Genomic DNA, 20,451 nt, shown 5'->3' on the forward strand with positions numbered 1-20,451 from the left:
CCATGTACATTAATCCGCAATAACTTTAAAGCATTCTAGGCATATCTCTCTATTTGCACAATACTGGCACCACAGGTCAACCGATGTAGTAAAATCAACATTTATTAGCGTATTGTTATTAAGTGCTGCATCTATTTCCTTTTGATTGCATGTTCGTAGTTTATCTCTCAAAATATTTGTGTCCTTGTCTTCTTCGCGACTTAACTTAACATTAATAAAATCACATTTCTTTCTCATATGTGTTAATGAATTATCATCAATTACTGGGAAGATATTATTATTGGGATTTACAATATTTTCAATAATATATCTCTTAGCCCTTGCAATTATATCTATTTTATCAAGTTCTATAGCAAATTGAAACTTTTCCTTAATGCTTTCATATGAATCATCTAGTGTTTTATCTAAATCCTGTTCCAAATATCGTTTCCCTTGCAACTCTTCCCTTACGTAATTCTCTATTAGAACTTCCATGTACTTCAGTATTAGAAACTTTTCTTTATACTTTGTACCTCCTTCAATAATACTTTCAAGTGCAAACCTGTATTTACATATACGCCATCTATAATAATCATTACTTTCCAATCGCATGTCCACCTTCAAAGGGCTTTGGTTTACTTTCACCTTTTGCTTCTGGCTATTCTTTTCATTACTTGGACTATTCCCTGGCCTTAATCCTAATATCTTAAATGCGTAGTACATTTCATTGCATATTTCATTTTCATTTTTCACATAACTCAATTTGAATTTGCGACGATTAAATAGTAAACCATACACTAACGCATACTTTTTAAAACTCTTATACTCTTTTAATGATTTTATAAAAACTTGATATTTCCAATCATATGGTAAATATGCCAGCTCAAAAAAATGCAAGTCTAAAGGCCAAGGCATCTTTAGCCCAACAGATGTGCTCATATCTGCATCAGAAACACAGCAAAAATGATATATAATATCATCGGGTTGATTTATACTTTTAAGTACATCTCCATCAATTTGTTCAAAATCTCTTACAATCCAATTTGCACTGTTACCCTTCTTGCTTTCTTGCTTCAAATAAAAGCTCATTGTCTCTTTTAAACACGAAAATGTTCCACTGGTCTTAATTCTTTCTGACTTCTCTAAACGACTTAATAATCGAACAATAATATCTTTAAAATCTTTTTCAAGTTTATCTTCTATAAGAATCTTATTCTGAATAAACTCCTTTACTCTTGAATAAAATGTTTTAAAATTTGCTTCTTCCTGTTCAAAATCTTCATAAAATAGATGTGCAACTTCATTTAATTCTTCAAGTCCGGTAATCAATCGGCTCAGTTCCTCGACTGATACATTATAATAGTTCAGTCTACTTAACTCACCTTCATTACTATCATTCCGTAGTGATTTTCTTCCGATTCTCTTAATTCTGATTTGTAACGCTTTCAATTTACTAATAATAGCCTCGATGTTTTCTTCTCTACTAAAATAGATGCTTGTCTTATTAAATACTGATACTAGTTCTCCTTTTCTCTCTTCTACGATAATGCCAGAATTTAAGCATTCCACAATGCTATTCATATTTTTAATAAGCAGCTCTCCAGTTTCTTCATTCCACATATCTGCTATCGCAATAAAAAATTGTCCAATGGGGTATGAGAGGAAATGCCGTTCCCCGAACTGCTCTGGAAAGTATATTTTTAAAATATCATTAACTTCATTGTTGACTGAATAAAACTGTTCTTTCATATAAAAAAGGACAGAGCGCCTTTGCTTTTCATCATCATTTGCTTCATCGAATATCTTGGCTGCACTCTCATACTCTTCAGCAACATATCCAGCAAACTCTGTAACATTATCAAATTCCAAAACGCTAATATTACTAAATTCAGCTTGAAAAAGTTTATCGCTGCCTTCTGATAATTGTCCAATTTTTTCACCTAACAAATTACCTTGATAACTTAGCGGAAGCAAAGCTGTTGCTTTAAATTCATTATTAAATTGGCTGTGCAGCGGAATATCAAATGCAGAATATACATCTATCCAAGTTTGATATATATTTTTATATTGTTGCTGATAGTTAAATAGAAGGACTACATTTTTATACTTACTGACTTCCTCTATGCTTTTTAAGATCATAGGTGTAAATTGATGTATACCATGAAACACAATCGTGTTGGTATTAATTTCATCACTAATTGAACCCTTATTGGCATCCATAAGTGCAGACTTTATTGCAGCCTCAATTTGTGTATTTTTTCTTTCCTTATCGAATTTAAATATGCCATAGCTTTTTATAACTCTATTATATAGCCCAACTAAAAATAACTGTTGTCTACTTAATTCTACTCTATCTATTTTATTAACTTCTATACCCAATTCACATAAAAGCCTAATGCTATCTAAAAGATCCTTTTTATTAAAAGACAATGAACGCCTTATGTCTTCTGATATTCCTTTGTCTTTTGAAATAATATTGTCGATAGTCGCATACTGCTCAATATATAGTTCTGTATTGTCATACCACTCGTCATATAAAGATGTTACTAAGCGGTCTACTGTAGAAAGTTTACCATGCCTTAGTTCTAAATAGATTTCACTTAATCCATTTACCATTGTTTGCGATACACAAAACTGAGGACAATTTTTTATCAAATTCCAAAACGGTTCTCTATCAATTTCGTATGGATTGCTATATGTATATATTTGCATTGACATCACGTTTTGCCCTCCAATAGTTTACTCCAGTTTAGTCCTGCCTCTTCGCTAACATTTCTGAACCATACAAAATTATGTATTGCCCTTGTTAAAGCGACATATAGTACACGCGCTTCTTCTTGTATTCTCTGGCTTATCTCAAAATTTCGGTTATAGTTATTATTGTTGTACTTCTTCTTATTAATTTTTACTGAATATCCCAGTTTTCCCTCATAATAAATAACATCCAGATCAGCCTTTTTATAATCATCAATCCTATGATATGTATAGGGCAACATGACACATCCATACTCGAGACCTTTTGACTTATGAATCGTTGTGCATAATACCGTGCATTTCACTTCATCTCTAGAATCAATAATCTCCCTTGCCATTTCCTCTTGTTCGGTTGTAATATTGATTTTAAGGCTGTTACAAATATAATTTAATGTAAGGTAATCAACACTATGACTCTTGATGATTTTTTCCAAAACAAGTTCATAGTTAACTTTATAGAATCTCTGCTCATCCACATTATCACTATAATTTAACCAGGGTTTACATTTATCAAAAATACGCTTTAGCACCATTAAAACCGGATTATTCTGAAGGCTCAGTATTATGTCTCTCCAACTCATCTGAAGAGTAGCTAAATAATATTGGTCCAATATATCAATAAGATATATAATCTGTTGTTCTTTTGTTTTCTTATAGAGCCCCTGAATATCAACTGTTATACCAATGTTATTTGAACATATTAAATTAAATAAATATATAGGCTCAAGCGGATTGTTTAAAGCTAATACAAGTTTATAAAAATCAATAGCTGGAGATAATTGAAATAGGTCACCTCCAACTTGTGTTTCCACCCTAACGCCTCTTTTTTTTGCCTCTTTGATAATGCTTTCAATTTGCCAGTTTTCCCGCACTAAAATAGCAACAGTGGCCTCTTCACGGTTTAGTTTCTTTTCTCTCCCTAGCTTTTCCATCAAATCACGTTGATGTTCTATCTCATCAAATAATTTGTTATATAAGTCAACTGTATCTTCATCACAGTCAATGACTCGAATTAATTCACTCTCTGAAAAATCGAACTCCAAGTCACTATTAAGCGAATCATTATTCTTAGAATTATCTGTTTTTGAAACAAAAGGCAAGTATCCCTGCCTACCTATTTGGGCGAAGATATCATCATACTTTTCTAATAATCTTCTATCAGTTCTGTAGTTCGTGTTAAGTGAATACTCCTCCCAAGTATCATACGAATAATTTAACTTATCAAAAGCTCCAATGGTTGCACCCCTAAAGCGGTAAATGCTCTGTTTCAAATCTCCAACAACAAAGAGTTTAAATCCAACAATGTCCTGCAAGCCCAAAAATGAACTAATCTGAACATCATCCGTATCTTGAAATTCATCAACGAATAAATACTTGTACTTAAAATCATCAAGTGTTTTGTAGTTTTCATTAATTACATTATTAAGCAGTATCATATATTCACTAAGGTTAATAATGTTATGCTCTTTCAATTCTTGGCTGTATTCATTTTCTGCTGCAATAACCACTTCACTAATCATTTCATTTAAGAATGGCATTACTTCAATACTTCCACCAAGTGCTGAGGTCGGAATACTTTTTATATCTATACTTTTGTTGTATAATTGCTTAGAAAAGCGCACAAGCAACTTTTTAAGTACATATATGGGAATTGATAAACTATTTATGAAATCCGGGGTTTCATCTTTTTTCCTTTTTACATAAGCATCTAAGTATTTCTCATAAATTTTCTCTCTGCTGAAATCGCTGGACGTGACTGAAAAAGATTTACCAAGTCCCAACTCAAATCCTGCAGTTTGGATAATTTTCTTTGCAAATTTATGAATTGTGGAAACTTGCATTTGTTCCACTTCTTCAATAAATTTTATGTATTTTGGGTTCTTTGTCAGATTGAAATAATTAATAAATAATTGTTTCAATCTTCTCTTCATATTATTAGCTGCTTCATTTGTGAATGTAACCATTGCAATTGAATCAGCCAAACTGATAACGGGTTTATTTTTATTGTTACACAGATATGCGATTCTCGAAACCATTGAATATGTCTTACCTGTTCCTGCCCCAGCCTTTACCAATGTGTTTTTCTCTGAATCTGCATGCTCTATATAAAACTGATTATTATTAAAGGAAGTATACACACTCAATATGTCTATCAGATCCTTTTCACTATCATTGTACTCACCTTCATAAATAGTTAAATCCTGAATCTCTTCTGACAAATTTTCAATCAAGTATACTTCAAAATTAAAACAGCGATAACTAACAATATTATCATTTTCAAAATTAGTACATATCTTATTTACATTTGCAATTATGTTGCCTTTTTGAGGACTCAACATTTTCTCAGCAAGTTTCTTATTCAACTGTCTTCTTACCTTGAGTAATTCACTCTTAACAGAAACAAATAGATATATCTTACTTCCGTAAAAATACAGCTCATATAATTTTTCAAGAAGAGCTTCATCTAATTCACTTTTAAAAACCTGTAAGACAGAATACGGAATGCTTTTCGTGTCTTGTGACATTTCTTTATTGTCATCCTTGTATAACCCAAGCGGTTCAAATAAACTTCTAATACTCCATACCAGAGCTTTATCTAAATAAGTATGTGGTATTGTTTTCATAGAGTTATAAGCAGCATTAATTTTGCTACCCAAAGAAATACTACTCACTAGATCTTCTTGAAATATGGTGAATTTTTTTTCAGATACAATATCTAGTCTTTTTTTCAGATAATCTTTTTCAGATAGAAATGGATAGCATACCATACTAATCACTAAAGGACTTATATTATAAGTATCCTTAATCATATTTAGTAAATTATATCTGTACACATTAGCCTGTTTTTTAGGAGAACCAACTGGTTCATTCTGCCCTAAAAGGTATATCGTATCCGCGTTTTCGACTCGTTCAATTTGGGGCAAATTCCAACCTTTGACTTCAATAATTAAGATTCCAATTTCCTTAGAAATGACACAAAAATCGAATTCTCTACCATTAACTTCAAGATTGTTGTAAACAACTATATCATCCGGCAAGTAAGCTTTAAGACAATCCCAAACCCTTTTTTCTCCTTCATATTCAGTTCCTCTGTTATTTATCATTAAAGCCATATTTACCTCCCGAAAGCAGCAAGTATTTTTCCAAACTTATATAGCTGTTTTTTGTGTTTTTTAATCATTTCTATTTATTGCTTATATCAGTATACTTGATGATTTTAATTATCACAGTATAAATCTTCATATTCAATCCAAAATAAATTAAAAGCGTTTAAAGGAATGAATTTATAGCTTAGATCCTTGTAATATTCTTCAAAATAATAAGGATTGTTAAGGAGTTTATTAATTTTATCAATTGGATATCTACTGATTACATTAAATAAATAATCAGTAGATACAACAGGTATATCTTCGCTATTATTCCAGCCTGTAAACATATCACTATTTGAAACAACCAAGGGAATTATTTGTTTAATATCATTGAAGCAAAGATTTTTAGCCTTTAGCAAATTACGATAACTTTCATTATCATTCAAAAAATATTTCTTAGATATTTGGGCTTGTGTAATTCCTTCTTTAATCCTTTCTTTTGCCTTATAATGACTGTATATATCTTCCGAACGTATTACAGATTTTGATTGTATAGCAAGCAAAAATCCTTCTTTAAATAAGATTGCATCAATATCAGAAAGTATCTTCTTCCCTTCTTTAACTTTTACATCTAATTCAATAAGCTGCCAACCATAAGACTTCATCATTTCAACGATCTGTAAATTGAATTCATTTCCGTATTTATTTGATAAATCTGGATTGAAGAACTGTTTGCTTATTTCACTTTTCGAATTAATAAAATTTAAAATAACGCTAATTACACCTTCAGAACATATAGGCAACGAATGAAAACATTCAAAGCTGCTTTCACCTACTTTTATTAGCGGTAGTAAAGATAATTTTTTATATATCTCACCTACCTCAAGTTGATTATTAACTATGAAATATTTAAAAAATCCTTGTATTTGGCTTTGAGTTAAAAAACTATTCTCCAAAACATACATGACAAAAAAATTCATATCAAATATAGAGGCATACTCATTTTTTACACTATTCCTTTTCTTCAAAAGCATACCGTCATAGAAAAAGAACATACATATCCCAATGATTACTCTCATTAAAACTTGCACTTGTTTTGAAACCTTTAAAAACAATAATTCATTTTCGGATAATCTAGTCAGAACTTTTATTTTATCTAAAACCAAGTCTGTTTCATTCTTTGTACACTTAAGATATTTACCTATTTCAATAATGTCATCTATTACATCGGGCATATAGTCCAGAATATGCAAATGTTCAGAGTATAGCCTTTGGGCAATACCCCGTCTTAATGAGATATATTTAGCATTCATCAATTGCCTGTCTTTTATGTCAATAATATACTTTAGCAAATTCCCTTTTTTGTCTATAGCACTGATTTTATATTCTCCAAAACAAAGCTTATCATAAATCGTATTAATACCCATAATTAATTTAGTCAACTCGAAAACTTTATTAAAATCACTTTTATAGTTAATATATGGATCACAGATAAAATCTCCTGTCAATAAATCATTCTGTAAATATTTTATTGCCATAGAAAATATGTATAAATTTACACGTTCATTATCAAGTCTTCTACCAAGCGAATAATGCGTTTTGGGTAGATCAGACAGATTAGTTAAGTCTCCAGCGTTATATTGCTCATTTTCTCTAGCACCAAAAACTGAAACAAATTTTCCCAATGAAGAATCAAACATTTCTTCCATCACTTGGCTGCACAATTTATTATAAGCAAGATTACATGAAACTAAATCCTCGGTGAAGGTCCATAAAAACATCTGCTCTTGCGAAAGCTGAAAAGATATTTTTTCAACTGCATTAATATAAGCATCAAACATTTCATTTCTATAAGTATCCAAAGACGGATTTTCACTAATCATTATATAAAGCTTTAATATTATTTTGTTTGATGTTAGCAATTCAACTTCATTACTTGTCTTAATAGAACTTAAAGTAGCTACTATTTCCTTGTAATCATGAGATTCAATTAATTTTTTTAAATGTATATGAATCTTACTTTTAGCCAATTCTGCTCACCTCTGTGCTCTATAAGCGATTAATTATACTTAACAACTCACCTATATCATTTTCGTTTACTAAATAACTGACAGAAATTCTTAAAACCTTTCCTGTATATTCACCAAGTCCAATTGCTTTTAGCACATGAGAAGGTTGACCTGCAGTGCAAGCCGAACCACTTGATAAAGCAATTCTATTACCTATTTTTTTGAGAAACCTTTCATTGTTAAAGTCTTTTTTATCCACAATAATACTATAAACACCAGGTATCCTATTTTCTAAGTCACCAATTATTTTTATGTTAGGTAAATCACTAATGATTTTGATGATCTTTTCATCAAGTTCTTTATAAAACTTATTCTTAGCTTCTCGTTCTCGCAATGCAATTTCGGCAGCCTTGCCAAATCCAACAATATTATGTACTGCTAATGTGCTGCCACGCATACCACTTTCCTGTTCTCCACCATGTAAAAGAGCTGAAAAAGGAGGGATTCCATAATCATCCGATTTTATATAAGCAGCGCCTATACCTTTGGGACCATACAACTTGTGTGCAGAAAAAGACATAAAATCAACCGGTATATCTTTTACATCAATACCAAGCTTTCCAACAACCTGTGTTGCATCTGTATGAAAAAGAACACTGTGGTTTTTGCAAACTTGATATAATGTTGATATATCATTTAAAGAACCTATCTCGTTATTACCCCAAATAATTGATGCAAGAATAGTTTTATCCTTAATAGCATCCTCAAAATCCTCAATCTCTATTTGCCCGCAATTATTAACATCTAAAAATGTTACTTCAAATCCGCGATCAACTTTTAATGGTTTTCCCCCTATTAAAAAGGTAGCATCACTATTCGAATAAATTTCACCATTTAAAAACTTACAAGTATTTATTGTAGCCTTATGTTCAACCTTAGTCGTAATAATATGGTTACCTTTTTTTTCATAATACTTTTTATAATCAGAAACACCTTTGATGATCATATTAGTACTCTCTGTTGCACCAGAGGTAAATATGATTTCTTCAGGTTTTGCATTAATTAAGTTAGCAACATTTATTCTTGCTTGTTCCACTGCTTCTTTTGCTCTAATTGCAAGTTCGTAGTATTTGCCAGATGGATTACCATATTCTGTTGTAAGATAAGGGATCATTGCTTCAAACACTTCTTGTGCAACTGGCGTTGTTGCGCTATTATCAAGATAAATCATACAGTATCACCTACCCCTAGCGTTTGTTTAATATACCTGTCTAAACTGCCAGCATGATTATACATATCGAGTAAGATTAAAGCGCCTCTATCAATATGTGCTTTTACAAAGAAAGGAAAGTAATCATCCTCGTTGATTTGACGGTTTTCCACTTGCTCAATTAAAACCTTAAAATATATATCATAATCACCAGTGATTGTTTGACGATTTAATTCAAGTCCCAGTGAATCTGATTTAAAATCTGCAACAGAGGTATCTTCTTTCACTGACCAAGCAATGGCGTGTTTTACTAGAGTGAATGGTTTTAAATGTGTACGACTTTCAAGTTCTTTGAAGATTTGCTCTGTTTTTTTTGATGTTTTCAGTCTAAAAACCACTCTCATCACCCCTTAAAAAAATATTTGTTTGATACTGTAGTTTTACTGTTAGCCTCATCATATTCAAGAAGATATTCTTTTACAATAAAAGGCTTCATTACGGAGTAATAATGCTCTGTAATTTCCTCATCAGTTGAAAGTATAATTACCTGTTTACTTACGGTTGGAAAAAACTCCTTTGAAATTTGCTCTCTATGTTCTGTATCTATACGAGCATAAGGAGTATCAATTATAAATGGAATATCATTACCTGAAACCTTGATAATTGCCCAATATAGAGATAAAACAAAAACTTGTTTTTCTCCCTTAGAAAGTTGATTAAATTCGATTTTTTTATAAAGCTCTATAGGGGTTTCTTCAAATAATGCTATTTGGTCGCCAGTTCTCTTCAGACTATTTTTAAGTTTGGCAATTGAATCTATACTGAAAAATTCAAGTAACTTTTGCACCCCGGTATTTCCTATACGCTTTGCTAATTCATCATGTCCAATGTTTTTAATCAGATTAGTAAGATCTTTGTGGGCATATGTTTGTTCTTTATAAAGGTAAATATTAAAATTACTATCAAGTTCAACTAAATCTATAAAATTTTCTTTACGCATTATCTTTTTTAGTATAGATAGCATATTTATTTCAATCTCTTTAAATTTAGAAACTGTTAGCTCCTGTACCATTTTATTCATAAGCATACTTGTTCTTTGTGTAAGCTCATAAACGTTTTTATCCTTGGTCTTAGATTTTAGCTGTTCAAAGAGTTGCGCTTTTTCATTTTGTAGACGTACTAGATTTTCTTTTTTCATTTCAAGATTCTGCAGCATACTTTCTAAAATCTTTTTACTCTCAAACTCATCCTTGGTAAGACTTGAAAACTTTAAAGAATATTCATGAGCATCTATATCAGCCATAGAGTCACGAAGCTTTTTACTTATTAACATGGATTCTGAAGATGCTTTATCTTTGGCTATTATATTTTTAATAAACTTGTTACTGTTAAACTTCTTAATTGTTTCAAGTACAGCGGCTACTTTACTTTGTTGCTCTTTTGATAGGTCATGCAAATACACAAAATTATCTACATCTACATTTGGCATTGCCGATGAAGTAATAGCAATTGTAAGTTTACTTATAAAGTCTTCTCTGTTTATGTCCGATATACTAAGAGCACTAATTGTTGAGTGTATAGCGCCAAAAACCTCTTGTGAATTAAGCTTATTAACTAGAGCTTGGTATTTTTGCATTTCATCTTCAAGCTTTAATTGCTTAGTTATTGAGGGTACAATATTTTTTGCAATTATAAAAGGCATAGAGCTTTCCACAAACGATTTTATTCGCAAATTACATTCATTTTTAATTCTTTCTAAGTCTTTTAACTGCTTATTAAGCTCACTTATTTCTTTTTCTCTTAATCCACCAGAGTTTTTAAATTGATTTTCTAGCTCTTCCTTCTTATATTGTATTTTTGTTATGTTTGCATTTTTATTTATAATTTCTTCTTCTAAGGTTGCAATGTTTTTAATAACATTTCCAATTTCATCTGTTATTTTCTGATATTTTGTTGCGACTTCATCAACTTCTTCAGTACCATAGCCTCCATTAACATAGTTATCACAGAATTTTCTAATTAACTCAAAGGTATCGAATGAGCAAAGTGTTAATAAAGCATTTTTAATATGTGTGTTGTAATTATTTGCTGCAAAAAAGTCTGCAATCTGCTCACCATCAAAAAAGAAAAAGTCAAATAAATTAGGAGGTAAGATTGTAAACAAATAATTTTGGAAGAAAATCATATCATCTTCTGCAAGAATGTTCCCAGCTTTTAAAACTATCAATTCTTCATTAAGCTTTTGGGCATCATAATTCCATACCCTTTTTATTACATAACTAATAATCTCACGTTCATTTGGAATATCGAGGTTCACTTCTATATAAGCATTGACTTCAGATGAAGCAAACGCATCGTGATTAATTAGTTCTTTTACTTTAGAAAGGTAAATATTACTGTTGTATTGATAATTAAAACAAAGTGGACCATAGAGGGCAAGTTTAATAGCAGTAAAGAGAGATGTTTTCCCCGTACCGTTTAGTCCACCTATTAGAACAACACTCTTTTTATCTGTCACAGTAAAATCAAATTCTTGTACTCCAACAAATGAGCTTATATTACAAATTTTTATACCATTAATCTTCATCTTCAAGCTCCTTTAAAACACTGGCGTGCAACCATTGCTGAGTCAAAGACTTTTCTAAATTACCCCTAAGAATTTTGGGGTTTGAAAAATGCTTGTTTTTGGTTGTCACAAAAATCAAATTTTTTACTAAATCAATGGGTACATCATATTCCTCTGCATAATTACTAAGTTTTTCAATTGTAGGTATATCAAACAATGGCTTCTTAAGGTCGTGCCATGGCAGCTTTTTACCAGTCACATCATAATATAAATTGACCAATTCTAAGCGTGTAAGGTCAAGTTCATCATCCCAAATTTTATCTATAGCTTTAAGCTCTGGAATTGTGATAAGCTCATAATTAATTTGTTCTTGCAATCTCAAAAGTCTTGTTAAAATTTCTTTACGCATTTCCCATGTGAATGGTCCGAGACCAATCTTGCCACTCGGGGTAAAATATACTTTACCATCACGCCGTTTTTTTTCTCTGTTAGCTTCAATATCTCTAATTGAAATTAGCCATTTTCTAAACTCAGCAAGAGGAATAAGTTCTCTATGCCCTGATCGAATAAACCCATTGAGTGACTTGTCCTCTTTTACAACAGTGCAAATCCAACAACCGAATCTTGATTGCCCACAGCTCTGAGTTTGTTCATTTTTACTAGATACTCCGGCAAAAGGACATTCACCACTATCTGCGCCTGCGTAAAGTTCTATAATACGAGAATTACTTGTTCCCCAAGCAGCTATATTATTGTTGGATGATATAATATCCCATACATCCTCTGTTGTAAGCTCAACAATAGGAGGGTAAACATACGCATCCTTAATAGTTTCATGCCGATTAAGCAGTTTACCAATTATTTCTCTATCTTCAATCCTTTTTTTTCTTGTAATACTTTCGTCTTTTCGTACGCCAAGAAGTATTACAACCTCTGAATTATGTTTATTAATTATATTCTCAATAAAAGTGCCACTTGGAGCTATTTTCAGTCTATCTGTACACCATCTAAATGACCCATTTAACCTTGGAGTTGGAAAACCACGGCCTATCACATTTGCCCAAAATGTATTTGATGGATCAGGCTGTACTAACTTACATGTTAATGGTACCTTATCTCTTTTTGCCGCATTTCCAATAGCGGTAATCATATCTGAAAGATACTCTTTTATTAGCGGATTTTCAACCATAGTATCTGATGACACAACATAAACAGGCTTGTGACGTTTTTGAGGGTCAAGTTGCAATAGCATTGTATAAACTAAATGCACAACGACAGTTGAATCCTTGCCTCCACTATAGCCAATTATCCAAGGACGGTTATCTGATAAATATACGTATTCTATTTCTTTCATTAAGTCTTCAAGCGTGTTTTCGTTAAAGTAGCTATTTGACATATTACAACTCTCTCTCCGATGTATCTTTTAATACTCTCAAAATTTCTATTGATGTTACCTTTTTGTTATGTGGAAGTTCATCGAATATTTTAAGCAAATCAATAGCTTCTTGAGACAATCCCGTATGATTCGGGTCTTTTTTATAATCTATTAGATAATCAACCGAAACCCTAAAACAGTCAGCTAACTGTGTTAAGGTTTCAATATTCGGGGCAACTAGACCCCTCTCATAAAGACTAATATTTTGCTGAGTGGTTTTTAACTTTTCAGCTAAATACTCCTGTGAGTACTTATATTGTTTTCTGAGTTTTTTCAAATTATCTGAAAAGCTCATTTTAACACATCCACAAATTATATATTACAATAAAAAATTGTATTTAGATACAATTTCACATAATTTATCTTTAAGAAAACACAATATAATTGTTTAACCTACTTGAATTACAATAAATTATTGTGTATAATATCTAAATTACAATATTTAATTGTTTATTTTTTTAGATGGGGTGAATTTTATGATATGCAAAATTTGCAGTCAAAAAATTGAAGAAGGTCTTGGTTATGGCAAAGGCAAAATATATTGCAAAGAATGCTATGAAAAAAAGCGAGAGTTTATAAAAAGTAGGAAGTACAAGCTAGAATTACTAAAATCTCTACCTCTAGACTTAAAGATTATTAAAACAAAGATTCTTATACAGGAAGCTTTTGATATATATGGTTCCAACATTTATGTATCATACTCAGGTGGTAAGGACTCAACAGTATTATCCCATTTAGTTCGACAGTTACAACCTAATATACTACATATTTTTTCAAACACAACCTGTGAGTATCCTGAAACATTACAGCATATTAATTGGGAAAAAGAGCATAATGGTATGAATATTCTTATTGTTAAGCCTTACGATAAATATAAAAAGCCCTGGAATTTCAAGAGAGTTGTAAAAGAAGATGGATTTCCGATGTATTCTAAAGATGTTGCAAATGCTATCAGGACTTATCGACGTGCAAAATCTGATAAAACACGTCAAAATTCTATTGACTATATTACAAGAAGATTTAAACGTTTTTTAAGTTACAAAGACCTAAATATTTCAGATAAATGTTGTGAGAAACTAAAGAAAACACCAATTAAGCAAGCTGCAAGAAAGCTGGGTATGCAGTGTGCAATTTTAGGTATATTAGCTGAAGAAAGTCGGCAGAGAGAACTGGATTGGATGAACTATGGTTGCAATGTATTTAATGTAAAAAAAGACAATCAGTGTAAGCCCCTATCGTTTTGGACAGAAAATGATATATATGAATATATAGAACTATACAATTTAAAAATTTCAAAGCTCTATGAAATGGGTTATGAGCGTAACGGCTGCATGTTTTGCGGTTTTGGTATTGAATACGATTATAATCAAGGCAAGAATAGATATGAACGTTTATCAATAACCCATCCAAAAATGCATAAATATCTACTCAACAATTTTAAAGATATACTTGACGAGTGTAATATTACATATTGACAGCATTTCACTTCTAGTACTATAAGTGATGCCTGAGCTTACTCCATAGGAGACTTTAAATAATTTTGTGTACGAAGCTTCAAAGGGTGCGTTTAAAATTTTGTGTAAATATGGTTACCAATAATTTGCCATAAACCACTTGATAACATATAAATTAAAAAACACAAATTAGTCAAGGCCGGATTATTTCCGTTATATATAGCCTTGATGGATTTGTGTTTTTTGATACTATCCCAAAAAGTGGTTATGTTAATCATATACAGAAAATGAAACGTTCTCCTTTCAAACTTTATGATGGCTTAGTATTTTCCAAAGTATTAACTCTCAAAAATTTAATATAATTTTTAATAATATTATTTCTGTGCCTATACCTGTATTTTGAGGGTCTAGTCCGTCCGGCGATGAGGACAAGCTATTGGTTTGTGAAGGCTTAAATATAATAGTCAAGCCTTCCATCATACATAATTATTAATTGACTCATGACTTAATCCCAGTTCCGGTATCGTTGAGTCCATTTTTTTTATTACATTCATTGATGCCAAATAAAGCATTTTTTAAGCGAAGTATCAAAAGGAAAAACGGCTTTAATTTTAGTAACCTTTCTGAACTTTCGGTGTAGCCTCAATTATGTTGGTTGTATAAATTATTTTTCCTATCTGCTTCGGAACCTTGTAATATGGTGATAAGACTTCCCAATTGGACTCCCAGCTTTTAAATGCAGGATGGATAATCCTTACCCCATTTGTTTTTTAAGTCCTCAAGACAGTTCAATGCAATTTCTTAGTTGATGAATTATACATCTCTGAATTTCGGATTTTGGGAAAGCGGCTACAATAGCTTCTTTGAGTTCTCTAAGTCCGTCTACACAGAATATGAGTACATCCTTTACACCTCTGTTTTTAAGGTCATTAAGCACATCTAGCCAGAACTTCGAGGATTCGTTCTCTCCAATCCATATTCCAAAAATATCTTTCTTACCTGAAACATCTACACCCATAACAACATGAGCAGCCCTATTTACTATATGTCTTGTCCATCAGTTCTTGCCTTGTAATGAATGGCATCCATGAATACAAAAGGGTATACAGCCTCAATAGGTCTGCCTTGCCATTCTTTTATTTTAGGAAGAATCCTTTCAGTTATTTTACTGACCATCTTAGCAGAAATATCTATTCCATAAAGGTCTTTAACCTGGTCGTGAATACCTCTGGCATAAATAGAAATCACTTTATCCTCAATTCCTGATATATCGCTTTTGTACGTGGGAACTATTTTAGGCTCAAATTCACCTTTTCTGTCACTTGGAATATCAATCTGCACGGGTCCAAATTCACTCTTTAGTTATTTATTTGAGTAACCGTTTCTGCTAATATCTGCGATTTTCTGTCGTGAATCATCCCGGAAATACTCGAGATAAACATCCATTTCAGCTTCAATCATCTCCTGACGAACATCTTTAAACGCCTCCTTTAAGAAGGATATTATTTCTCCGGGATTTTTAAAATTGTTCTCCTCAATTGTTTCTTAAACAAGCTCTTTTGATAAAACGCTCAAAAAAAATACTCCTCTCTGGTTAATACTTAAATTGTTAACCATTAAAGAGCATTTCCTATGTTTCATATACAAAATTGTTTACAGCGTCTGTGTTTCTGAAAAATTATCCATCTCTTATTAAAAGATACCCCATTACATTAAGTTTTGCCTACTTATATATATGTTATTGGTAAACATAGCTCTCCATATTTTCTTTTTCCGCTATAATAAACTACTTTCAACCACTTTCCCCGACTTAAATTGCACAATCACCTTTTCCTTAGACACTACGTTAATACTTTGAATAAGCCTACGTACAAGCTCATTATCAAATTGAGTAATTCCATTACTGCTGTCAAGGAATTGTGATATATCATCTACCCTTTGTTCATAATTTGCTCTTAGCTTTTCTTTCTCTATAAACTCCTTTTTCTTCTTTTGCAGGACGGATATTTTCTTTGATATTTGCTCGAATTTAGTATCATATGCGTTACTACCAGAATCTGCTTTTGCATTGAGCTCCACATATTGAAGCAGCTGTTCTTGCAAGGTATAAAGTCGTTCATCTATGCTTTTTTGTAAAGGTAGCTCAGTTTTTTCGTTTATAGCAGTTAATATATTTCCCTTGAGGGTATCTGTAAACTTCCTATGTCCATTTATTACTGAGTTTATTACCTCCATGACCGTCACTTCTACGCTTTTTTCCTTAAGTGTAGGAGAATACTGGCACACCTTGGTTCCATGCTCTAATCGATTTATACATCGCCATACTATCTGTTTCTTTCCGTTTTTTGCCCAAGTCGTCCTACGATAATGGCTTCCGCATTCAGCACATGTTAAGATTTCTGTCAATGCAAACTGCGAGCTGTATTTTGCTTTTCCTTTCTTTCCTTTATGAAGCTCTGCACGGCGTGATTTTTCCTCCTGTACACGATAATACAGAGGCTTTGGTATTATTGCTTCATGGCTGTCCTCCACGTAGTACTGAGGAACAATTCCATTGTTTTTTACCCGCTTTTTTGTTAGATAGTCTACAGTATAGGTTTTCTGCAGCAAAGCATCCCCCATATATTTTTCATTGCTCAGCATTTTGTCTATTACAGAGGTTGACCATTTTTCTCGTCCCGTAACTGTCGTTATTCCTTCCTCCTCAAGCTTTTTCTTTATGTTTATGATACTTTCTCCCTCAAGGTACAGTCTGAATATCCTTTTAACAAGAACAGCCTCCTCCGGTACTATAACCAAATCTCCATTTTCATTTTTGGTATAGCCTAAAAATTTGTTATGGTTAACATATATTTTCCCTTGCTGAAAACGATGGACAACACCCCATCTGGTATTGGTGCTTAATGAACGGCTCTCCTCCTGTGCAAGGCTTCCGAGAATGGTAATTAAAAGCTCTCCTGCTCCGTCCAAGGTGTTTATATTCTCTTTTTCAAAGTATACTGCGATGTTTCTTTCCCTTAGCTGTCTTATATATGAAATACAGTCAAGCGTATTTCTCGCAAAGCGGCTAATGGATTTGGTTATTATCATGTCGATTCTTCCTGCCATGCAGTCCTCTATCATCCGGTTGAATTCTACACGCTTTTTGGTATTTGTTCCGCTTATACCCTCGTCCGCATATATCCCTGCAAATATCCACTTGGGATTTGTCTGTATTGCTCTTGTGTAGTGATCCACTTGTGCCTGATAGCTTGACTGCTGTTCCTCAAGCTCGGTACTGACACGGCAATAAGCAGCAACCCTGAGCCTTATTTCTTCTGCACGATTATGAATATTATATGAGGGATCTGCTGGTATTACGGATACTGTTCTTCTTACTCCCGGCATGACAATCACTCCTTATTGTTTTTTCTCCTTGATTTATATGTTGTTTCCATTGCAGCTCCGTTTATGAATTCAAACCGTAGTATGCCATTGGTATATATAGTTATATGCTGTATTGTCTGCAAAAATAAACCCCCATCGAAGGTTTCGACAGAGGTATGTCTATTAAGTATTTTTTTAAGTTTATTGGTCTGATATGTAAAGTCATCCACTGAACAGCTCATATACTCCTCTGCTGCTTTATCAAACAGCAGCCTTACTGCTTCTCTTGGGTTTGAACAACTCTGACCTAATTTATATGTAGGTTCAGGTTTATCATGCCGTTTTCTTATTTTTGATTTATCAGTGAAGATGTCATGTGACTTCTGGCACCTTGTATATATCAATTTGAAGTCCTTTATTACCTTGCTTAATATATCTATAAAAGCCTGCTCCAGCTGTGCATCATCTATAACAGCACTTCTGCAGCATACTCTATTGTTTACAATGTATCTCTTGCATTTCCAGTTGCATTTCTTATTTTTATTATGATGCTCTGTATACCGCTTAAATATTGCACCGCATTCTCCGCATATTAGTTTACCGCTAAAAGGGTATACATCTGTCCTGCTGTTTGCCAGATAATTATTGCTATGATTGAGATGTCTTGCCTTTTCCTCTCGTATTTTTTCAGCAGTTCTGTAATCCTTTTCTGTTATTATAGCAGGATGGTATTCATCACCGATGTATTTTATATTTTTTAGTATATTACCAACTGAGCAGTGATTCCAAGATGGACTGCCGTTTGCATTAGGTACTTCGCTCTCTGTAAGCTCCTGAGATATTCTCATCATTGATTTTCCTGATGTGAAGCTAAGAAATATTCTCCTTACTATATCAGCTTTTTCTTTATCAACTGTTATTTTTCCATCTGTTATTTTGTAGCCTAACGGCATATGTCTTTGCATCCTGTTTCACTCCAATCATAGGTATTCTGTAAGCTCCAGTCCGCTTTTAAGTGTAAATGCAAGCTGTGTTTGAGATTTGATGGTTATCTCTTTTACGGTTTCTTCGAACATGTTCTCATCAAACTCTTCCATAAGCCCTTCATGTGCTTTGATGATGCTTATAAGCTGTTTTGTCTGTTCCATTTCAAGGCTTACATTTGTATTGTCAAGGACTTTATTCCGTTTGCTTCTCAGTTCCTCAAGCTCTGTTTCTATGTTGTTGCTTTTCTGTATAAAAAGAGCAGAGTCGATGTATCCCTTAGACCTTAGTCTGTTTAACACCTGACTCTGCTCTTTTAATTCACTTATTCTGTTATTGTATTGTGCTGTTTCTCCTCTTTCATTATCATCTTTTGATATTTTTTTCAGTCCCTCCAGCAGTGGAGCAAGGATTTTACTACTGTTACATTTTAACTTATTGAACAGCTTTATATATGCCCGTTTTACTTCTTCCTCCCTTACAGCCTTCATGCTGCATTGTTTAATATCCCTTATATGTCTTCCGCAGCTCCACTGTATGTACTGGTAAGGCTTGTTTTTAAATATCATCCTTCTTATAAATACGCCTCCGCATTCTCCGCATATTATCTTACTGCTGAACAGGTATCTATTATTGTATTTTGCGGTTTCAGAGTTTTTTTGCTGTGCTTTCCGATACTGTATAATTTCATTGACCTTCTCATCCTGCTCTCTTGAAATTACAGGTTCATGATTGTCCTCTATGAGATACTTTTGCTTATGACCCTTGTTTCTTTTTCGCAGGAATGGAATAGTATCAGTTGTAAATGTCTTTTGCAGCAACAGATCCCCTGCATACTTTTCGTTCTGCAAAATGTCTCTTACTGTACCCTCAGACCACCAGCTGTTTCCCCGCTTTGTCGGTATCCCGTCCTTAGTCAGCTCTTTTGCTATTGTGTATGCTCCCTTACCGTTTAAATAGTCATTAAATATTCTTTGCACAACCTCTGCCTCTGTTTTTTCTATAACAATGCTTTGGTCTTCCAGCGTATAGCCATAAGGAAGATATGAGGGAACCCACTCTCCATTTTGGAAACGCTTCTGGCAGCTCCATCTATTATTTCTGGATATGGAGATTGACTCCTCCTGTGCTATTGAGCTTAGTATTGTTAGTATAAGCTCGCTTTCAGCAGAAAGAGTATTTACATTCTCCTTTTCGAAGTATATACCTATCCCCAGTAATTTGAGCTTCCGTATTACTTCAATACTATCCGCAGTATTCCTTGCCCATCTGGATATAGACTTCGTAATAACCATATCTATTTTTCCTGCTTCGCAGTCTTTAATCAACCTTTGGAACTCTTCACGTTTGTTACTGCATGTACCGCTGATACCCTCGTCAGCATAGACGCCACAGAACTGCCACTGGAGATTTTTCTGTACCATTGACGTATAGTGTTCTATCTGTGCCGAAAGTGACTGCAGCTGCTCCTTACTGTCTGAGCTGACACGGCAGTAGGCACATACCCGGTACTTCCTTTCATAATTCTTTAACTCTGCATTTTGGATAGGATTAATTACTGTTAACTTGGGCATATGCTCACTCCTTCCTTATGGTGATTTGCTT

General features: G+C 32.9%; 12 protein-coding genes and 1 pseudogene. 1 reads left to right on the plus strand and 12 read right to left on the minus strand.

Annotated elements, in window-relative coordinates; all coding sequences use genetic code 11:
- Window positions 1-9: 9 nt before the first annotated feature.
- From P0092_RS19125 to P0092_RS19160, 8 genes are all read right to left on the minus strand, one after another.
- Window positions 10-2,697 (minus strand): hypothetical protein, encoded by a 2,688-nt coding sequence (locus P0092_RS19125; RefSeq protein ID WP_004622496.1) that lies wholly within the window; start codon window positions 2,695-2,697, stop codon window positions 10-12.
- Entirely contained in the window at window positions 2,697-5,846 is a 3,150-nt protein-coding gene (locus P0092_RS19130; protein WP_004622495.1) for a UvrD-helicase domain-containing protein, read from the minus strand. The genes P0092_RS19125 and P0092_RS19130 overlap by 1 nt, the downstream gene beginning before the upstream one ends.
- A 104-nt stretch (window positions 5,847-5,950) precedes the next feature.
- The gene (locus tag P0092_RS19135) at window positions 5,951-7,852 is read right to left on the minus strand and encodes a hypothetical protein (protein WP_004622494.1); all 1,902 of its coding nucleotides are present in this window, start codon (window positions 7,850-7,852) and stop codon (window positions 5,951-5,953) included.
- Window positions 7,853-7,871: 19 nt separating this feature from the next.
- On the minus strand, window positions 7,872-9,062 hold the full coding sequence (locus P0092_RS19140; protein ID WP_004622493.1) for a cysteine desulfurase family protein: 1,191 nt from the start codon (window positions 9,060-9,062) through the stop codon (window positions 7,872-7,874).
- Window positions 9,059-9,445: a DndE family protein gene (locus P0092_RS19145; protein ID WP_004622492.1), complete on the minus strand. Its 387-nt coding sequence runs from the start codon at window positions 9,443-9,445 to the stop codon at window positions 9,059-9,061. The genes P0092_RS19140 and P0092_RS19145 overlap by 4 nt, the downstream gene beginning before the upstream one ends.
- Window positions 9,445-11,628, minus strand: a complete 2,184-nt coding sequence (locus P0092_RS19150) for an AAA family ATPase (RefSeq protein WP_004622491.1) — start codon at window positions 11,626-11,628, stop codon at window positions 9,445-9,447. Before P0092_RS19150 ends, P0092_RS19145 begins: the two co-directional genes overlap by 1 nt.
- Complete coding sequence (gene dndC / locus P0092_RS19155; protein WP_004622490.1) at window positions 11,618-13,003, minus strand: DNA phosphorothioation system sulfurtransferase DndC; 1,386 nt, start codon at window positions 13,001-13,003, stop codon at window positions 11,618-11,620. Before dndC ends, P0092_RS19150 begins: the two co-directional genes overlap by 11 nt.
- 1 nt (window position 13,004) lies before the next feature.
- Window positions 13,005-13,337 (minus strand): helix-turn-helix domain-containing protein, encoded by a 333-nt coding sequence (locus P0092_RS19160; protein ID WP_004622489.1) that lies wholly within the window; start codon window positions 13,335-13,337, stop codon window positions 13,005-13,007.
- Window positions 13,338-13,518: 181 nt separating this feature from the next.
- Between P0092_RS19160 and P0092_RS19165 the strand changes: the two genes are divergently transcribed.
- The gene (locus tag P0092_RS19165) at window positions 13,519-14,517 is read left to right on the plus strand and encodes a phosphoadenosine phosphosulfate reductase family protein (RefSeq protein ID WP_004622488.1); all 999 of its coding nucleotides are present in this window, start codon (window positions 13,519-13,521) and stop codon (window positions 14,515-14,517) included.
- Window positions 14,518-15,001: 484 nt separating this feature from the next.
- Here the strand turns inward: P0092_RS19165 and P0092_RS19170 are convergent.
- The 4 genes and pseudogenes from P0092_RS19170 to P0092_RS19185 form a co-directional block, all read right to left on the minus strand.
- A pseudogene (locus tag P0092_RS19170) lies at window positions 15,002-16,035 on the minus strand (IS256 family transposase).
- Window positions 16,036-16,272: 237 nt separating this feature from the next.
- On the minus strand, window positions 16,273-17,883 hold the full coding sequence (locus P0092_RS19175) for a recombinase family protein (protein WP_004622487.1): 1,611 nt from the start codon (window positions 17,881-17,883) through the stop codon (window positions 16,273-16,275).
- 5 nt (window positions 17,884-17,888) lie between these two features.
- Entirely contained in the window at window positions 17,889-18,827 is a 939-nt protein-coding gene (locus tag P0092_RS19180; protein WP_004622486.1) for a recombinase family protein, read from the minus strand.
- 15 nt (window positions 18,828-18,842) lie between these two features.
- Entirely contained in the window at window positions 18,843-20,420 is a 1,578-nt protein-coding gene (locus P0092_RS19185) for a recombinase family protein (protein WP_004622485.1), read from the minus strand.
- Between the last annotated feature and the right edge of the window lie 31 nt (window positions 20,421-20,451).

It is taken from the genome of Ruminiclostridium papyrosolvens DSM 2782 (assembly GCF_029318685.1).
GTDB lineage: Bacteria > Bacillota > Clostridia > Acetivibrionales > DSM-1351 > Ruminiclostridium > Ruminiclostridium papyrosolvens.